The following is a 15,913-nucleotide window of genomic DNA, read 5'->3' on the forward strand; positions in this document are numbered from 1 at the left end:
TCGACTCACGGAAGGTCCGATCCGGTCCATTCGCCGCGACGCGCGGGTTTCCGCGGGCTTCCGCGAAGGCAAGGGAACGAACACGGAACACACAAAAATATTGTGGTCGACTGCTGGACCGTATCAACGGGTTGTGGTCGGGTCGAGTCATGACCGATCCGATCGTTCTATTTGATCAGATTCGCGGACTCCGGGCGCTATGGGCGCGGGGGACACGTCGCGATTCGCCGGCCGAAGCGCATCCCGTGCCGATCCGGACGCTGCTCGACACCCTCGGTCTCGGGCTCGAACAGACGATGTCGATGCTGGGACAGGAGCGACCAGATTGGCCGGCGTTCGCCGCGTGGATCGAGGCGACCGCGGGTCTGCCCGACGCGGCGCGACTGGCGCGCTACACCGCCTGGTATGATGGCGCCGAGCCGCCCGCCGAGGAAGTCGCGCGCCAGGCGGCGGTGATGGCGATGGCGCCGGTATTCGACGCCGACGATCTGGCGCGATGGGACCGCGACGGGGTGGTCGTGCTGCGAGAGGCGATCACAAGCGACCAGGCGGCGGCGATTGCGGATCATCTCTGGTCGATCCTCGATGCCGATCCGGCCGATCCCGCGACCTGGTACGGGCCGCGCACCAACGGCATCATGATCCAGCATTTCCAGCATCCGACGATGGACGTGCCGCGTCGCTCGCTGCGCATGGCGAAGGGTTTTGCCGAGCTCTACGGCCATGCCGATCTGATCGTGTCGACCGACCGGCTGAGCTTCAATCCGCCGATCAGGCCCGGCTACACCTTTCCCGGGCCGCATCTGCACTGGGACGGCAATCTGACGCCGCCGATCGCGCTCGAAACCCAGGCGATCCTCTATCTGACCGACACCGCCGCCGATCAGGGCGCGTTGCAGGTCGTGCCGGGTTTTCACCATCGTCTGGCGGATGGCTGGATCGCGCGCCTGAACGGCGCGGATCCGCGGACCGTCGACCTGTCGTCCGAGGCCGTGACGGTGCCGGCAGGAGCGGGCGATCTCGTGATCTGGCGCCACGAAATCCCCCACGGCGCCAGCGCCAATCGAGCCGACCGGCCGAGGCTGGCGCACTATGTGAACCATTATCCGATGCACTGGCCCGACCAGCGGCCCTGGCTGTAGCGCCTGGGTCCGATGGCGCGCGTCCTCAGCTCGCTTTGCGGACCTTGCGTGCCGGGACTGACGCGTTGAGCCGCTCGAGGTTGAAATTCTGCGCGAATTCCAGGCCTGCGCGGCCGTCCTTGGCCCAGCGGACGGTTGCCGGGAACATCTGGCCTTCGAGCAATTCGATCTGGACGTCGACGCCCGACGGATCGATGGGAAATTCGATGCCGTCGATCAGCGCGCCGGTCGACGAGATGTTGCGGATGCGGACCTCGCCCTTGGTGACGCCGAGGTCGAGAATGGCCGAGCGCAGCATCGTCGATCGCGGACTCCGGCTGACCTTGTAGCCGAGCGGGGTCGCGTGGCCTCCGGCGGCCTGGAGCTGGCGGATGACTTCCTCGCTGCGCGCGGGCTTGCCATAGACATAGCCCTGGATGTGGCTGCAGCCGAGTTCGCGGATCAGTTCGACTTCGTCCTGGTGTTCGACCCCTTCGGCGGTGGTTTCCATGTAGAGCGTGTTGGCGAGCGTCACGATCGCCTTGATGATCGCGGCGTTGCGGTTGCCGGGCACGGCGGCGCCGCGCACGAAGCTCTGGTCGATCTTGATCTTGTCGAACGGCGCCTTCTTGAGATAGCCGAGCGATGAATAGCCGGTGCCGAAATCGTCGAGCGCCAGGCGCACGCCGATCCCTTTCAGCGACTTGAACATCTTTTCCGAACTGGCGTTTTCGTTGACGAATACGCCTTCAGTGATCTCGAGCTCCAGCCGGTGCGGCGCCAGGCCCGAATTCGCCAGCGCGGAGGTGACGATTGCTGGCAGTGCCGGATTGGCGAACTGGATCGGGGAGACGTTGACCGCGACCCGGACGTGACTGGGCCAGCCCGCCGCCTCGCGGCACGCGGTCCGCAATACCCATTCGCCGATCGTCTCGATCATCCCGCATTCCTCGGCGATCGGGATGAATTCGGCCGGGCTGATCGCGCCGCGTGTCGGGTGGTCCCAACGGATCAGCGCTTCATAGCCGACGATCTGCTCGCCCTCGGTCGACACGACTGGCTGATAGGCGACGTAGAATTGGTTGCCGACCAGGGCGTGCCGCAGATCGTCTTCGAGCTGTTTCTTGGATTGGGCGCCGGCGAGGAGTTCGCTGCGGAAGAAGCGATGGACGCCCCGGCCGTCGCCCTTCGCCTCGTACAGCGCGAGGTCGGCATTGCGGATCAATGTCTCGGAGTCGTTGCCATCCTCCGGCGAGATCGCGATACCGACCGAGCAGCCGATCGAGATCGACGACCCATCGATGAAATAGGGCTGCGAGAGCGCCGCGATCATGCCCTTCGCCAAATCCCCCAGGCGGTCGCGATTGCCTTCGCCAGGCACCACGACCTGGAATTCGTCGCCGCCCAGCCGGCCAACCAGTCCGGCGTCGCCGACCGACCGCTGCAGCCGCTGCGCCACCTGCTTCAGCAAGGCGTCGCCCATCTGGTGGCCAAGTGTGTCGTTGACCGCCTTGAAGCGATCGAGGTCGAGCAGCAGCAGCGAGGTGATGGCATGGCCCGATTGCGGCGCCAGCGTCTTGTCGAGCGAGGCGCGCATGCGCTGGCGGTTGGCAAGCCCAGTCAGGCCGTCGAACAAAGCGAGGCGCGTAATCTCGGCTTCGGACCGGCGTTTTTCGGTCAGGTCGCGGCCACACCCGACAAAGCCCTGGAACCGGCCGAGCTCATCGATCATCGGCCGACCGGAAATCGACCACCAACGTTCGCTATCCTCATCGACGGCGGGGCACACCGAATAGTCGGAAAAGCTGGTGCGCGAGGACAAGTGAAAGCTCAGCGTGCGCTCGGTGTCGCCGGCTTCGGTATCCATGCGAAAGATGTCGGTGAGCCTGCCCGCGATCGGCTCGACCCCCAGCCGGGCGAATTCGCGTCCGACCTTGGCCGACAAATAGGTGATCAGGCCGTGGCGGTCGGTCTGCCAGAACCAGCCATCGCCATGATCCTCGACTTCGCGCACCAATTGCGCAGCCAGACGGCCCGAACTGCTCTCGGCCTCGTCGCGCCGGTTGCGCTCGACGTCGTTGCGGGCCAGCCGCACGGTCGAGATGCCCAGGCTGGCGAGCGCCAGGAAAGCGATCGCCGTGGGCAGGCCGAGCCCGGTATTGATCAGCACCATGCCGGCGAGTGCGGCGGCAAAGACCAAAGTCGCGGCGCGCAGCGGATGGATTGCGACCGCGGTGATCGTCACGCCGGCGAAGACCGCAATGAACCCGGCGAGGTGATATTCGCCCATCGGTAGCACCGCGATCAGCGGCAGCAGCGACAGCAGCCCGACGCCGAGCGCGCCCGAACAGAGCGTCAGGGTTCGGATTTGGACATGGGTCGGCCAGAACCGCGCGAAGTTGAGCTTGAGCTGGGCGAGAGCGGCGAACGATGCCGCGGCGATCACGCCGCCGCGAAGCGCCGCCAGGCGGATCAGATCGTCATGCCCGGTATAATGCGCGATCACGCCGACGACGAGCGGCGCGAGCAACTGGGCGAACAGCACGAACGGCCAGACCGCGGCCAGCTCGCCAATGCGCTGTAATCGCGCCTCGATCGTCTCCGGCGTGGCGTCGACGTCGAGCGCCAGCGCGCCCCAGGTGGAACGCGTCGCATCGGCCACAGATCGGCTCGGACGAACGGACATGACCATGCCCGTAGCGCGAAGATGTTAGGAAGTGCTTTCAGCCGGACCTAAAAGAGATGGCCGAGTCGAGGCGAACGGCGCGGTCAGTTCGCGTCGTCGGTTCGAATGAAATCGATGAAGGCGCGCAGCGGCGCCGGCATCAGGCGGCGGCTGTGATAGTAAAGCGAGGGACCGGGAAACGGCTCCATCCAGTCGCTCAGCACCTCGACTAGCGTGCCGCGCGTCAATTCGGCGGCGAAGAATTCCTCGAATCCCGCTGCGATGCCCAACCCCGCGACCGCTGCTGCGATCTCCATCTGCATCGATGTTGCGATGAGCGGTCCATCAGGCGCGATGCGGTAGCGGCGATTGCCGCGCTCAAAGTCCCACGCCGCGAGCCTGCCGCTCGCGAAGCGGTGGCCGAGCCTTTGGTGTCCGGCGAGGTCTTGCGGGTGTCGGGGCGTGCCGTGGCGATCGAGATAGGCAGGGGCGGCAACGCAGGCGAAGCGCTGTCGTCGCGGGCCGATCGGCACCGCGATCATGTCGCGGTCGATGCATTCATCGTACCGGACTCCGGCGTCGAACCCGGCCGCGAGAACGTCGACCAATTCGTCCTGAGTGGTCACTTCCATCCGGATGCCGGGATGCGCGACAAGGAACCGCGCAGCGATCGGCGGCAGGATGTGCCAGGCGACGATGCCGGGAACATTGAGGCGCAAGGTGCCGCTGACCTGGCCGCTTTCGGTGACCAGATCGTCTGCCGCGTGGGCAAGTTCCTCCAATGCCGGCGTCAGTCGATCGAGCAGCCGTTGCCCCGCCTCGGTCGGGGTGACGCTGCGCGTGGTGCGATTGAGCAGGCGGACGCCGAGATCGCTTTCGAGTCGGCGCACCGCTTCCGACAGCGATGATGCCGACAGGTTTTTGTTCTGCGCCGCGGCGCGAAATCCACCCGCTGCAGCCACCGTCGCGAAGTGTGCGAAGTCATCGAGATTGGGTGTCGCCATTGTGCGGTTTTTCGCACGGGGCGTTTCGCTTGTCATGGCTTATCGTACGATCGCCAATTCGCCATATGCCGGGCACAAAGGAGACAGACGATGGAACAGCGCAAGCTAGGCAAGAGTGGACCAGTGACCTCGGCAATCGGACTTGGGTGCATGGGCATGTCGGGCGCGTACGGGCCGGCGGATCGCGACGAGGCTATCGCGACGATCCATGCCGCGCTCGACGCCGGGATGACGTTGCTCGATACCGGCGACTTTTATGGCCAGGGCCATAACGAGATGCTGATCGGCGATGCGGTCGCCGGCCTGCCGCGCGACGCTTATCAACTTAGCGTAAAATATGGCGGACTGCGCGACCCGGCGGGGGCGTTTATCGGCTTCGATGCGAGCCCGCGCTCGACCAAGAACTTCCTCCATTACACGCTGCAGCGGCTGCGGGTGGATCATATCGACATCTACCGCCCCGCGCGGCTCGACCCCGATGTACCGATCGAGGAGACGATCGGCGCGATCGCCGAGATGGTGCAGGCCGGCTATGTCCGCCATATCGGCCTGTCCGAAATGGGATCGGAGACGATCCGTCGCGCCGCCGCCGTGCACCCGATCGTCGACTTGCAGATCGAATATGCCCTGATCAGCCGTGGGCCCGAGGACAGCATCTTCCCGACGCTGCGCGAACTAGGCATCGGCGTCACTGCTTATGGCGTGCTGTCGCGCGGGTTGATCAGCGGGCACTGGCAGGCGTCGAGCAACGCTAGACAAGGAGATTTCCGCGCGCATTCGCCGCGGTTCCAGTCGGGCAATGTCGAGGCCAATCTTCAGATTGCGGACCGGCTCAAGGCGATTGCGGATGCCAAGGGCATCACCACCGCGCAGCTCGCCATCGCCTGGGTCGCGGCGCAGGGGCAAGACATCGTGCCGCTGGTCGGCGCCAAGACCCGCACGCGATTGCAGGAAGCGCTGGGCGCGCTCGACGTGACGCTCAGCGCCGAGGAACTTGCCGCGATCGAGGCAGCGGTGCCGCGCGACGCAGTTAGGGGCGATCGCTATCCGGCACAGGGCATGGCCTCGCTCGACAGCGAGCGCGGCTGAAACGGTTGCGGTGCCGGCCCGCTCCACCCGGCCTCCCATAGAATATCCTGTTGGGCGGCCGGGTGGGGGAGCGGGCCGGCACCGTGACAGCGAAACTGAAAAAACCCTAGGGCCGGTAGCCTTCCCATTCGGCGGGAAGGCCGACCGGCCCAAGCAACTGATTGGTCAACGACACGAAGATCGCCGCCGCGCGATTGTCGTTAGCCATCAGCAGGATGCAGCTCTGCCGCGTGTCGACGCACATCGCGTAATTCTCGGTACCGTCGTCATGCCCTTCCTTGAAATAAGCATGGCCGAACCGGCTTTCGAACGTGCCCCAGCCGACGCCATAGCCCAGCTTCATGGCCTTCCAGCGGTTGGTGCGATCGTCCCGCAACGTGGGAAACTGGGTGGGGCTGTCGATCCAGATCGTGGGACGGACCATTGCCCTGTGCGCGGCGAGCCCTAGCCCGTCGCTGCGCGACACCGACGCGAGAAAGCGTGCCCAGTCGGCCAGGGTCGTCGCCATTGATCCGGCAACGTCGACTTTGCGCCGGTGCGCAAAGGACTGGCGCTGGCCGTCCGCGGTGTAGCCATAGGCAAAGCGGCCGTCATAGCTGTCGCGCCACGTCATCGACGTGTCGCCCATCCGGAAGCGGTCGAAGACACGCGCCTGGATTTCCTTGCCGACGTCCAGCCCCAGGCCCTGTTCGAGGACGAACTGCGCCAAATGGACGCCTTCGCCCGAATAGCCGTAGCGGGTGCCCGGGTCGCGGTGGAAGCGCAGCTTCTTGTCGTCTTCGAAGAAGCGGAAATTGGCGAAGCCGCTGCTGTGATTCATCAATATCCGCAAGGTCAGCTTGCGCCAGCGCTCGTCGCCCTTGAGATCGGCATAAGCGGCGTAGTCGGGCAGCGGTTTGGCCAGATATTGGTCGATCGGCCTGTCGAGATCGACTTTCCCTTCAGCGACCAATTGCATCAGCATCCAGGCGAAGGTCGCCTTGGTCAGCGACGCGCCGGGCATGATCGTCGCCGGCGTCAGCGGCGCCTTGTTCTCCAGCGAAGCATAACCATAGCTCTTGATGAAGACGATCTTCCCCTTGCGAATGATTGCGACGCCAAGCCCGGTGACCTGGTTCTCCGTCATCATCCGCTGGACGATGCGATCGACCGTCGATTCGGACAGGTTGCGATTATCGAGCGTGTTGTACACGCGTTGCGGCCGATCGGTGGCGCCGATCGCGAGCAGCGCCAGGGCCGCGCTCATCATCCGCAACGATCGGCCGGTCGGCATGCGAGTCTCTCCAAATATTCTGGGCGCGCTGTATCGCCGGTCAGGCGCAATTAGCCAACGCTTCGTACGCGGCGGTCAATCGCGGCAATACCGGTTCGTGGTTCGGCGGCAATGGCGTGCCGAGATGTTCATGGCGTAGCTCGGCCATGAACGTCTCCCACAAAGGCAGCCCACCTTCCTCGAGCAATTGCGCGCGAATCGCGAGCTCGGGCGTGGTCGGCAAATGGCGGCGGCCCCAGGCGCCGATCTGGGCGAGCACCGGCAGCAATTGGATCGCCGGTTCGGTCAGGCTGTAGATTGCCTTCTGCTTGTGGCTGGGATCGTCGGCGCGCGTCAGCAGCCCGCGCTCCATCAGCTTTTTCAAACGGTCGGCCAGGATGTTGGAGGCGATTCCCTCCTCCGATCGCGAGAGCAGCTCGCGATAGTGGCGGCGATTGCCGAACATGATGTCGCGGATGATCACCAGGCTCCAGCGATCCCCCAAGGTCTCCATCGATAGATTGATCGGACATCCCGACCGCATCGTCTCAGCCATGTTGGTAATGTAAAAAAACTGCTTGCAAAATGCAACTGCTTAATTTAGTCGAGGCAGATACCGCTTGCGAATTGCAAGCAGTTTTGCCAGGAGGATGCAATGAAGTTCCTGTGCTTATGCCATTACGAATCAGCGCGTTTAGCCGCGCCGACGCGATCGAGTTCGTCGAACAGCTGAGATTGGGAGAGAGATAATGGGTAAGGTACGTGTTGGTGCGTTTTCGGTATCGGTCGATGGGTTCGGTGCTGGACCCGACCAGAGCCTGGACGACCCGCTCGGCAAGAATGGCGAGCAGATGCACGGCTGGTTCTTCCCGACACGGTTCTTCCGGACCATGATCGGGAAAGAGGACGGCGAGACCGGGATCGACAACGATTTCGGCACGCGCGCAATGACCGGCTTTGGTGCCTTCATCCTCGGTCGCAACATGTACGGCCCGATCCGCGGCGAGTGGGACGGAACCGACTGGAAAGGCTGGTGGGGCGACAATCCGCCCTATCATGCGCCGACCTATATCCTGACGCATCATCCGCATCCGCCGATCGAGATGGAAGGCGGCACGACCTTCATTTTTGTCACCGACGGAATCGAGAGCGCGCTCGAGCAGGCGCGCGCGGCGGCGGGCGATCTCGACGTCAAGATCGGCGGCGGCGTGTCGACCGTGCGGCAATATCTTCAGGCCGGATTGATCGACGAACTCCATTACGCGGTGTCGCCGGTTGTGCTGGGGCAGGGTGAGGCGATGTTCCAGGGAATCGACCTGCGCGCGCTCGGCTACGCCCCGACCGAGCAGGTGATGGGCGAGCGTGCGCTGCACGTCGTGCTTTCCAAAGGAGATGCGAAATGACGTTGAAGCTCTACGCCCATCCGCTGTCATCTTATTGTCAGAAGGCCAAGACCGCTTTCTACGAAAAGGATGTGCCGTTCGAGGAACTTATGCTCGACGGCAGCGATCCGGTCGCGAGCGAGTTCGCGGCGCTTTGGCCGATCGGGCGCTTCCCCGCGCTGACCGACGGCGATCGCCTGGTGTTCGACACCACCACGATCATCGAATATCTCGACGTTAAATATCCGGGCAAGTCGTTGGTTCCGGCAGATCCCGACGTGGCGGTCGACGTCCGCATGTGGGACCGCTTCTTCGACAATTACGTCAATTATCCACAGCAACGCGTTGTTTATCAGGCGATCAATCGAGAGCCCGATGATGGCGAGGGCGGTGCGAAATGGAAAGCGCAGCTCGACACGGCCTATGCCTATCTCGACCGCCGGATGGCGGGGCGCGAATGGGCGGCAGGCGACGATTTCAGCCTGGCCGACTGCTCGGCGGCGCCAGCGTTGCTCTATGCCGATTGGACCCATTCAATTCCGAAGCATTTCGAAAATCTATGGGCCTATCGTGACCGCCTGCTCGCGCGGCCTAGCTATGCCCGCGCGCTCGATGAGGCTCGCCCGTTCCGCCACTATTTCCCGCTCGGCGCGCCCGAGGGGCGGGACTAGCCCGGCGGTCGGGGAGGAACAGCCATGGCAATATCGCTCTACGATCTCAGCGTGCCGACCTTCCAACAGACGGTGAGCGCCGTTGCGGGCTTCCTCGACCGCGCGGTCAGGCATTGCGAAGAGAATGGCGCCGACCCGGACCAGTTCGTCGATGCCCGCCTCTTCCCCGACATGGCGCCGTTCCATTTCCAGATCGAGGCGCTGACGCATCATGCCGTTTGGGGCGTGGAAGCGCTGATCAGGGGCGTGTTCGATCCACCGCCGCTCGTGGGGACCATGCCGTTCGCCGAGTTGCAGGCGATGGTGAGGCGAGCAGAGATCGAGCTGGCGGCATTCATGCCGGACGAGGTCAATCGTTGCGCAGGCAGGGAGCTGGACCTCGATATCGGACCGCGCCGGCTTGCTTTCACGGCGGAGACCTTCATCCTCTCCTTTTCGCTGCCGAACTTCCATTTCCACGCCGTCACCGCCTACGACATCCTGCGCACGCGCGGTGTACCGATCGGCAAGCGCGACTATGAGGGTCGGCTGCGGACGCGGGCCTGATAGTACCGTCGTCATCCCGGCCTTGAGCCGGGATCCGCCGGGCGGCAGGCGAAAGACAAGAAGCTCCGGGCCATCGATGGAGGCAAGGCAGACCCCGGCACAAGGCCGGGGTGACGGTGGAAGGGATCAGGCGCCGAGCAATTCGGCCAACTCGACCAGGCTGGCGACGCTCCATTCCCAATCGGACGCAAGACGGACATCCGGCGCGGCGCGACCGCCATATTCCATCGGGCGGTCGACATAAGCCGTCGTCAGACCGGCACCACGCGCCGCGGCGAGATCGCTGTGATGTGCGGCTACAAGGCAGAGCTCGTCGGGTCGGATAGCGAGCGTCCGAACAGTAGCGAGATATGCCTCCGGGTCGGGCTTGTAGTGACCACTGACCTCGGCCCCGAGGATCGCATCCCAGGGAAGGCCCGCGCGGCGCGCCATGTCGAGCATCAACGCGATATTGCCGTTCGACAGGGTAACGATCGGAAAACGCCGCTTCAGCCGGGTCAGTCCGGCGACCGCGTCTGGCCAGGGATCGAGCCGGTGCCAGGCGAGCGTCAAATCGTGCAGCCGCCCGTCGCCGATCGCGTCGGGGTCGATCTCCAGACTGACCAGCAAGTCTTCGAGCGTTTCGCGGTGGAGCGTGTCGAGAATGACGAACGGACGCTCGCCCGATCGCACGCGCCCCATCGCGGGCTGATACCGCGCGCGCCAGCCGTCGGCGAACCCCTCTGGCGTGATGTCGCTACGGCCCAAGCTGTCGAGCAACAGCGCGGCCTCGCGAGCGATTCCGCTGCGCCAATCCACCACCGTGCCGAACACGTCGAAGGCTAGGACTTTGGGCAGGATCATCCATGCCTTCTTGTTTCATCGTCGCGCTCGGCGCTAGAGGGCCCGCTCATGACCACGACCATTCGCGCAGCCGATCTGATCGAGAGCGTCGCCGACGCGCTCCAGTTCATCTCTTACTACCACCCGATGGATTATATCCGCGCGCTCGGGACCGCGTACGAGGCGGAGCAGTCGCCAGCCGCGAAGGATGCGATCGCGCAGATCCTGACCAACAGCCGGATGTGTGCCGAAGGGCACCGGCCGATCTGCCAGGACACCGGCATCGTCAACGTGTTCGTCAAATGGGGCATGGATTGCCGCCTCGACGATATTTCGCGCTCGATGCAGGAGGTCGTCGATGAGGGCGTGCGCCGCGCCTATCTCAATCCGGAGAACAAGCTGCGCGCCTCGGTGCTGACCGACCCCGCCTTCACGCGGCGCAACACCAAGGACAACACGCCCTGCGTGCTCCATGTCGAACTGGTGCCGGGCGACAAGGTGCATGTCGACGTCGCGGCCAAGGGCGGCGGGTCGGAGAACAAGTCCAAGTTCAAGATGATGAACCCGTCGGATTCGATCGTCGACTGGGTGCTCGAGATGCTGCCACAAATGGGCGCCGGCTGGTGCCCGCCGGGCATGTTGGGGATCGGCATCGGCGGCACGGCGGAGCATTGCGTGCTGCTCGCCAAGAAGGCGCTGATGGAACAGATCGACATGGCGACGCTCAAGGAGCGTGGGCCGAAGACCGACATCGAGGCGCTACGCATCGAGATTTTCGACAAGGTCAACGCGCTCGGTATCGGCGCGCAGGGGCTGGGCGGGCTCTCGACCATCCTCGACGTCAAGATCATGGACGCGCCCTGCCATGCCGCGGGCAAGCCGGTGGCGATGATCCCCAATTGCGCCGCGACGCGCCACGCGCATTTCACGCTCGATGGCTCGGGGCCGGCTTTTCTCGAGGCGCCCAAGCTCGACGAATGGCCCGACGTCAACTGGACGCCCGACAAAGCGGCGATCCGCGTCGATCTCGACACGCTGACGCCTGAGGTGGTGCAGAGCTGGAAGCAGGGCGACCGGTTGTTGCTCAACGGCAAGATGCTGACCGGTCGCGATGCCGCGCACAAGCGGATCGCCGACATGCTGGCGAAGGGCGAGGAGCTTCCGGTCAGCTTCAAGGGTCGGGTGATCTATTATGTCGGCCCGGTCGATCCGGTCGGCGAGGAGATCGTCGGGCCCGCAGGCCCCACCACCGCAACGCGGATGGACAAGTTCATGCGCATGATGCTCGATCAGGGCCTGCTCGCCTGCGTCGGCAAGGCCGAGCGCGGTCCGGCCGCGACCGAGGCGATCAAGGAGGCGAAATCGGCGTACCTGATGGCGGTCGGCGGAGCGGCCTATCTGGTGGCGCGCGCGATCAAGGGGTCGAAGGTCGTCGGTTTCGAAGATCTGGGGATGGAAGCGATTTACGAATTCGAGGTCGCGGATTTCCCGGTGACCGTCGCCGTCGACAGCGAGGGGAACAACGTTCATCAATTGGCGCCGTTGGTGTGGCGCGAGAAGATCGCCAGGGAACATTTGCTGGAGAAGGTTTGATTCGTCGCCCCGGCGGAGGCCGGGGCCGCCGGGTTTGACGCGAAGCATTGGCCAGATAACGTAACGGCCTGGCCTCCGCCGGGCGACGGGGGATTATGCGGGGCGGCTATACCTACATCGTGGCGAACAAGCCGTTCGGCGTGTTGTATATCGGTGTGACGTCGAGCCTCGCTCGGATCGAGGCCCATCGTCAGAAGCGCGGATCATCCTTCGCGGCGAAATGGGATTGCACGCGGTTGGTGCTGATCGAAGCGCATGATTCGATCGACGATGCGATCCTTCGCGAGAAACGCTTGAAGAGCTGGAACCGCGTGTGGAAATGTCGGCTGATTTCGGAGCAGAACCCTAATTGGGATGATCTTTGGGATCAGCTGAATGGCGGGGCCGAGGTGAGCGTTGCGCTCGACAACCCGGCGGCCCCGGCCTCCGCCGGGGCGACGATTGCGGCGCAGGTGCACCCCGAATGAGCTTTCCGATCAGATTAGACCGTGCGCCTCAATGAGTAGGAAGATCGTCCTCCATTCGCCACTCGATCCGGTGGCGCTGGCGACAAAGCTGCGCGACGTGTTAGGTGGTGAGAAGGCCAAGCCCAAAAAGGGCGTCACCGGACATGGCAGCGAACAGGACATGATGCTGTTCGTTTATCGGCCCAATATCCAGACCAACATGAATGTCCGGCTGACCGCGACGATGCGACCTGACGGCAGCGGGACGCGGATCGAGGGAAAGATCGGACCCGCCAGCAGCGTAACGGGTTTCATGATCTTCTGGTTCGGGTTCCTGTCGATCTTTCTGATCGTCGCCGGTTTCGCGGCTTATAGTGGCGCACCGTTCGAATTCTGGGGGATGTTCGGCGGCATTCCGCTGGCGATGATGGTGTTCGGCGCATTGCTGTTCCGCGTCGGTCGGGGTCCCAAAGGAAAGGACGAGAAGGCGATCCTCGATTTCCTCGCGCGCACCGTCCAGGCACGGGAGGCGTGAACTTCCCGATCTGGCTGCCCGCGACCTTGCTCGCGGGCGCGCTCCAGGCTTGGCGCACGGCGGTGCAGCGGCGCATGTCGCGGACTCTGTCGGTCAATGCCGCCGGGCTGGTCCGCTATCTCTATGGCCTGCCGGTCGCGGCGGCGATGATGCTGGCCTATCAGTTTGTGATCGCGCCTGCGACACTTCCGGCGTTGGGGCACTGGTTCGTGTTGTTTTGCGCCGCCGGCGGGCTGGCGCAGATCATCGCCACCAATCTGCTACTAATGGCTTTCGGCGAGCGCAATTTCGTTGTCGGCACCGCTTATTCGAAGACCGAGGCGGTTCAGAGCGCCATCCTGTCGGTGGTACTGCTCGGCGATCATCTGAGCATTCTCACCTGGATCGGGATCGGGTTCGGTGTGGTCGGCGTGATGGTCTGTCGACCGGCGGAAAGAGGATGGGGCTGGGAGAGCTGCTGCGGTCGCTCGGCCAGCCGGCGGCGCGTTACGGCATTGCCTCAGGCTTCGTGTTCGCGCTGACGACGATCGCGATCCGTCGCGCGACGATGGAAGTCGCGACGCCCGATCATATCCGCGCTGCACTGATCGTGCTCGCGATGACCGTCACGCTGCAGACGCTGATGCAGGGCGGATATCTGGTCTGGCGCGAACGCGATCAGGTGGCGAGGGTGTTCGCCGAATGGCGTACGGCAGCACAAGTGGGCCTGATGTCGTCGATCGCTTCGGCTTGCTGGTTCACCGGCTTCGCCTCGGCGCCGGTCGCATTGGTCCGGATCGTCGGCCAGGTGGAGGTCGCCTTCACCATGGCGTTCGCGCATTTATATCTGGGCGAGAAGACCGCCAAAAGCGAAGTCGCGGGGTTGCTGCTGGTCGCGATCGGCGTAGTGCTGGCGCTTGCCGGCGCGTGGTAGGGAGACAGGCATGGCGTTCGATATCGAAGCGATCGCTTATGTACGCGGCGGCCGCGCGGAAGCGGTCGACGACGATTGGGACCACGAGACCGCGGTGATCGAACTCGAGCCGCGGTTCGGGCCGGAGGCACTAGCCGGGCTGGGCGATTTCAGCCATGCCGAGATCGCCTTCGTGTTCGATCGCGTGTCGCCGGACAAGATCGAGACCGGCGCGCGTCACCCGCGCAACCGCGCCGATTGGCCGCTGGTCGGCATCTTCGCGCAGCGCGGCAAGAACCGACCCAACCGGATCGGCATTACGGTGTGCCGGATCGAGAAAGTGGAGGGCACGCGTCTTCACGTCCGTGGGCTCGATGCGATCGACGGCACGCCAGTGATCGACATCAAGCCGGTGCTGCGTGAGTTCCTACCGCGCGGCGAAATCCGCCAGCCCGATTGGGCCGGCGAACTGATGGCGGGATATTGGCGGGCATGACCGGCGCAGCCCCCAGCCGCGCCGGCGCCGGTGCCTTGTGGGCGACGGTGCTGGGATCGAGCGTCGCGATGATCGACGGATCGGTGGTCAATGTTGCCTTGCCCGCGATGGCGAAAGCGCTCGATGCGGACGCGGCGGGAATCCAGTGGATCGTCAATGGCTATATGCTGCCTTTGTCGGCGCTGGTCCTGATCGGCGGCGCGCTGGCGGATTCGCTTGGGCGCAAGGCGGTGTTCCTGGCCGGGCTGTTGCTGTTCGCGCTCGCCTCGATCGGCTGCATGGCGGCGCCGACGCTCGGCTGGCTGATCGCCGCGCGCGTCGCGCAGGGTGTCGGCGCGGCGCTACTGACTCCGGCGAGCCTGGCGATCCTGGGCGCCGATTTCGATGGCGAGGCGCGCGCCAAGGCGATCGGGACCTGGGCGGCTGCGGGCGCGATCGGGGCGGCGATCGGGCCGATCGTCGGTGGCTGGCTAGTCGACGCCGCCGGCTGGCGCTGGGTGTTCGGCCTGATCGTGCCGATCGCGGTTGCCGCCGCGATCCTGGCCGTGGTCGCGGTCGAAGGCGGGCACGATCCGGAAGCGGCGAAACCCGACTGGCCGGGCGGCGCGTTCGCGACGATAGGGCTCGGCCTGCTGGTCTGGGGGCTGACGATCGCGACGTCCGGCGGGCAAGGTGCGGTATATTATATTGCCGGCGGCGTGGCGGCGTCGGCGGTGTTCCTGTGGTGGGAAAGCCGATGCGGCGAGAGGGCGATGGTGCCGCTCGGCCTGTTCGGTACGCGGAGCTTCAGCGCGATCACCGTGCTGACCTTCCTGCTCTACGCAGCGCTGAGCGGCGTGCTGTTGTTGCTCCCCTATCTGTTGATCTCGACCGGGTGGCGGGCAACCGCGGCGGGCGCGGCGATCCTGCCCTTGCCGTTGATCATGGGCGCCGGATCGCGCGCGGCAGGCGCTCTGGCCGAGCGGATCGGCGCGCGTTGGATGCTGGCCGCGGGGCCGTTGCTGGTCGCGGCCGGCTTCGTCGCGATGCGGATCATTCCCGGCACAGCGATCGCGTTCGTCCCGCATATCCTGCCGTCGATGCTGTTGATCGGCATCGGCATGACCGCCGCGGTCGCGCCGCTGACCAATGCGGTGATGGCATCGGTCGATCGCCACCATGCCGGCGCAGCGTCGGGGGTGAACAATGCTACTGCCAGGATCGGCGGGATGGTCGCGGTCGCGCTGATCGGGCTGGTGCTGACCGGCGGCGGCCGCGGCGTGTCGATCGAGGCTTTTCATGCCGCTTTGTGGTTGGCCGCGGCGGTGGCGGTGATCGCTGGCGTCGCCGGCTGGTTTTCGGTCCCTGCGAAACGAGCCTAAAGCTTCGTTAACCTTGGCCGTTTAGTTGCTGAAAGCAG

Annotated in this window: 15 protein-coding genes and 1 pseudogene; 11 read left to right on the top strand and 5 right to left on the bottom strand. The window is 64.8% G+C overall.

The annotated features are described in order from the left end of the window. Window positions 1-245: 245 nt before the first annotated feature. The gene (locus SAS01S_RS05140; RefSeq protein ID WP_245656754.1) at window positions 246-1,142 is read left to right on the top strand and encodes a phytanoyl-CoA dioxygenase family protein; all 897 of its coding nucleotides are present in this window, start codon (window positions 246-248) and stop codon (window positions 1,140-1,142) included. Between the two features lie 25 nt (window positions 1,143-1,167). Here SAS01S_RS05140 and SAS01S_RS05145 read toward each other — a convergent pair whose 3' ends face one another. Together SAS01S_RS05145 and SAS01S_RS05150 are read right to left on the bottom strand one after the other, a co-directional pair. Continuing rightward, window positions 1,168-3,783, bottom strand: coding sequence for a putative bifunctional diguanylate cyclase/phosphodiesterase (locus tag SAS01S_RS05145; RefSeq protein ID WP_439646832.1), 2,616 nt, complete (start codon window positions 3,781-3,783; stop codon window positions 1,168-1,170). Between the two features lie 107 nt (window positions 3,784-3,890). Next, window positions 3,891-4,790, bottom strand: a complete 900-nt coding sequence (locus SAS01S_RS05150; RefSeq protein ID WP_066805877.1) for a LysR family transcriptional regulator — start codon at window positions 4,788-4,790, stop codon at window positions 3,891-3,893. Between the two features lie 90 nt (window positions 4,791-4,880). On the opposite strand from SAS01S_RS05150, the gene SAS01S_RS05155 reads away from it, so the two are divergent. Beyond that, entirely contained in the window at window positions 4,881-5,879 is a 999-nt protein-coding gene (locus tag SAS01S_RS05155; protein WP_066805880.1) for an aldo/keto reductase, read from the top strand. A gap of 106 nt (window positions 5,880-5,985) precedes the next feature. Here the strand turns inward: SAS01S_RS05155 and SAS01S_RS05160 are convergent, their stop codons facing one another. Continuing rightward, on the bottom strand, window positions 5,986-7,152 hold the full coding sequence (locus tag SAS01S_RS05160) for a serine hydrolase domain-containing protein (protein ID WP_066805883.1): 1,167 nt from the start codon (window positions 7,150-7,152) through the stop codon (window positions 5,986-5,988). 40 nt (window positions 7,153-7,192) lie between these two features. Then, window positions 7,193-7,687, bottom strand: a complete 495-nt coding sequence (locus SAS01S_RS05165) for a winged helix-turn-helix transcriptional regulator (RefSeq protein WP_066805884.1) — start codon at window positions 7,685-7,687, stop codon at window positions 7,193-7,195. Window positions 7,688-7,880: 193 nt separating this feature from the next. Between SAS01S_RS05165 and SAS01S_RS05170 the strand changes: the two genes are divergently transcribed. From SAS01S_RS05170 to SAS01S_RS05180, 3 genes are read left to right on the top strand one after another with little or no spacing between them, the layout of a single operon-like run. Beyond that, window positions 7,881-8,534: a dihydrofolate reductase family protein gene (locus SAS01S_RS05170; protein ID WP_066805886.1), complete on the top strand. Its 654-nt coding sequence runs from the start codon at window positions 7,881-7,883 to the stop codon at window positions 8,532-8,534. Then, on the top strand, window positions 8,531-9,184 hold the full coding sequence (locus SAS01S_RS05175) for a glutathione S-transferase family protein (protein ID WP_066805888.1): 654 nt from the start codon (window positions 8,531-8,533) through the stop codon (window positions 9,182-9,184). Before SAS01S_RS05170 ends, SAS01S_RS05175 begins: the two co-directional genes overlap by 4 nt. A gap of 24 nt (window positions 9,185-9,208) precedes the next feature. Beyond that, on the top strand, window positions 9,209-9,730 hold the full coding sequence (locus SAS01S_RS05180) for a DUF1993 domain-containing protein (RefSeq protein ID WP_066805889.1): 522 nt from the start codon (window positions 9,209-9,211) through the stop codon (window positions 9,728-9,730). Between the two features lie 126 nt (window positions 9,731-9,856). Here the strand turns inward: SAS01S_RS05180 and SAS01S_RS05185 are convergent, their stop codons facing one another. Next, window positions 9,857-10,573 (bottom strand): haloacid dehalogenase type II, encoded by a 717-nt coding sequence (locus SAS01S_RS05185; RefSeq protein ID WP_066805890.1) that lies wholly within the window; start codon window positions 10,571-10,573, stop codon window positions 9,857-9,859. A 48-nt stretch (window positions 10,574-10,621) separates the two neighbouring features. Here SAS01S_RS05185 and SAS01S_RS05190 point away from each other — a divergent pair, with 48 nt between their 5' ends. From SAS01S_RS05190 to SAS01S_RS05215, 6 genes and pseudogenes are all read left to right on the top strand, one after another. Continuing rightward, the gene (locus SAS01S_RS05190) at window positions 10,622-12,145 is read left to right on the top strand and encodes a fumarate hydratase (RefSeq protein ID WP_066805892.1); all 1,524 of its coding nucleotides are present in this window, start codon (window positions 10,622-10,624) and stop codon (window positions 12,143-12,145) included. Window positions 12,146-12,240: 95 nt separating this feature from the next. Then, window positions 12,241-12,612: a GIY-YIG nuclease family protein gene (locus SAS01S_RS05195; protein WP_084238541.1), complete on the top strand. Its 372-nt coding sequence runs from the start codon at window positions 12,241-12,243 to the stop codon at window positions 12,610-12,612. Between the two features lie 31 nt (window positions 12,613-12,643). Beyond that, window positions 12,644-13,126, top strand: a complete 483-nt coding sequence (locus SAS01S_RS05200; RefSeq protein ID WP_066805894.1) for a hypothetical protein — start codon at window positions 12,644-12,646, stop codon at window positions 13,124-13,126. Continuing rightward, window positions 13,123-14,039: pseudogene (locus SAS01S_RS05205) on the top strand (EamA family transporter). Before SAS01S_RS05200 ends, SAS01S_RS05205 begins: the two are co-directional and overlap by 4 nt. Window positions 14,040-14,049: 10 nt before the next feature. Further along, window positions 14,050-14,514, top strand: coding sequence for an SAM-dependent methyltransferase (locus SAS01S_RS05210; protein WP_066805896.1), 465 nt, complete (start codon window positions 14,050-14,052; stop codon window positions 14,512-14,514). Further along, window positions 14,511-15,875, top strand: a complete 1,365-nt coding sequence (locus SAS01S_RS05215; protein ID WP_066805898.1) for an MFS transporter — start codon at window positions 14,511-14,513, stop codon at window positions 15,873-15,875. The genes SAS01S_RS05210 and SAS01S_RS05215 overlap by 4 nt, the downstream gene beginning before the upstream one ends. The last annotated feature ends 38 nt before the right edge of the window (window positions 15,876-15,913 follow it).

This window comes from Sphingomonas asaccharolytica NBRC 15499 (assembly GCF_001598355.1).
GTDB lineage: Bacteria > Pseudomonadota > Alphaproteobacteria > Sphingomonadales > Sphingomonadaceae > Sphingomonas > Sphingomonas asaccharolytica.

Bases quoted from the DNA above. Each gene is read 5' to 3' on its own strand.
- SAS01S_RS05150 (WP_066805877.1), bottom strand. From the start codon at position 4,790: ATGGCGACACCCAATCTCGATGACTTCGCACACTTCGCGACGGTGGCT.
- SAS01S_RS05160 (WP_066805883.1), bottom strand. From the start codon at position 7,152: ATGCCGACCGGCCGATCGTTGCGGATGATGAGCGCGGCCCTGGCGCTG.
- SAS01S_RS05180 (WP_066805889.1), top strand. From the start codon at position 9,209: ATGGCAATATCGCTCTACGATCTCAGCGTGCCGACCTTCCAACAGACG.
- SAS01S_RS05200 (WP_066805894.1), top strand. From the start codon at position 12,644: ATGAGTAGGAAGATCGTCCTCCATTCGCCACTCGATCCGGTGGCGCTG.
- SAS01S_RS05165 (WP_066805884.1), bottom strand. From the start codon at position 7,687: ATGGCTGAGACGATGCGGTCGGGATGTCCGATCAATCTATCGATGGAG.
- SAS01S_RS05170 (WP_066805886.1), top strand. From the start codon at position 7,881: ATGGGTAAGGTACGTGTTGGTGCGTTTTCGGTATCGGTCGATGGGTTC.
- SAS01S_RS05195 (WP_084238541.1), top strand. From the start codon at position 12,241: ATGCGGGGCGGCTATACCTACATCGTGGCGAACAAGCCGTTCGGCGTG.
- SAS01S_RS05215 (WP_066805898.1), top strand. From the start codon at position 14,511: ATGACCGGCGCAGCCCCCAGCCGCGCCGGCGCCGGTGCCTTGTGGGCG.
- SAS01S_RS05185 (WP_066805890.1), bottom strand. From the start codon at position 10,573: ATGATCCTGCCCAAAGTCCTAGCCTTCGACGTGTTCGGCACGGTGGTG.
- SAS01S_RS05175 (WP_066805888.1), top strand. From the start codon at position 8,531: ATGACGTTGAAGCTCTACGCCCATCCGCTGTCATCTTATTGTCAGAAG.
- SAS01S_RS05190 (WP_066805892.1), top strand. From the start codon at position 10,622: ATGACCACGACCATTCGCGCAGCCGATCTGATCGAGAGCGTCGCCGAC.
- SAS01S_RS05155 (WP_066805880.1), top strand. From the start codon at position 4,881: ATGGAACAGCGCAAGCTAGGCAAGAGTGGACCAGTGACCTCGGCAATC.
- SAS01S_RS05210 (WP_066805896.1), top strand. From the start codon at position 14,050: ATGGCGTTCGATATCGAAGCGATCGCTTATGTACGCGGCGGCCGCGCG.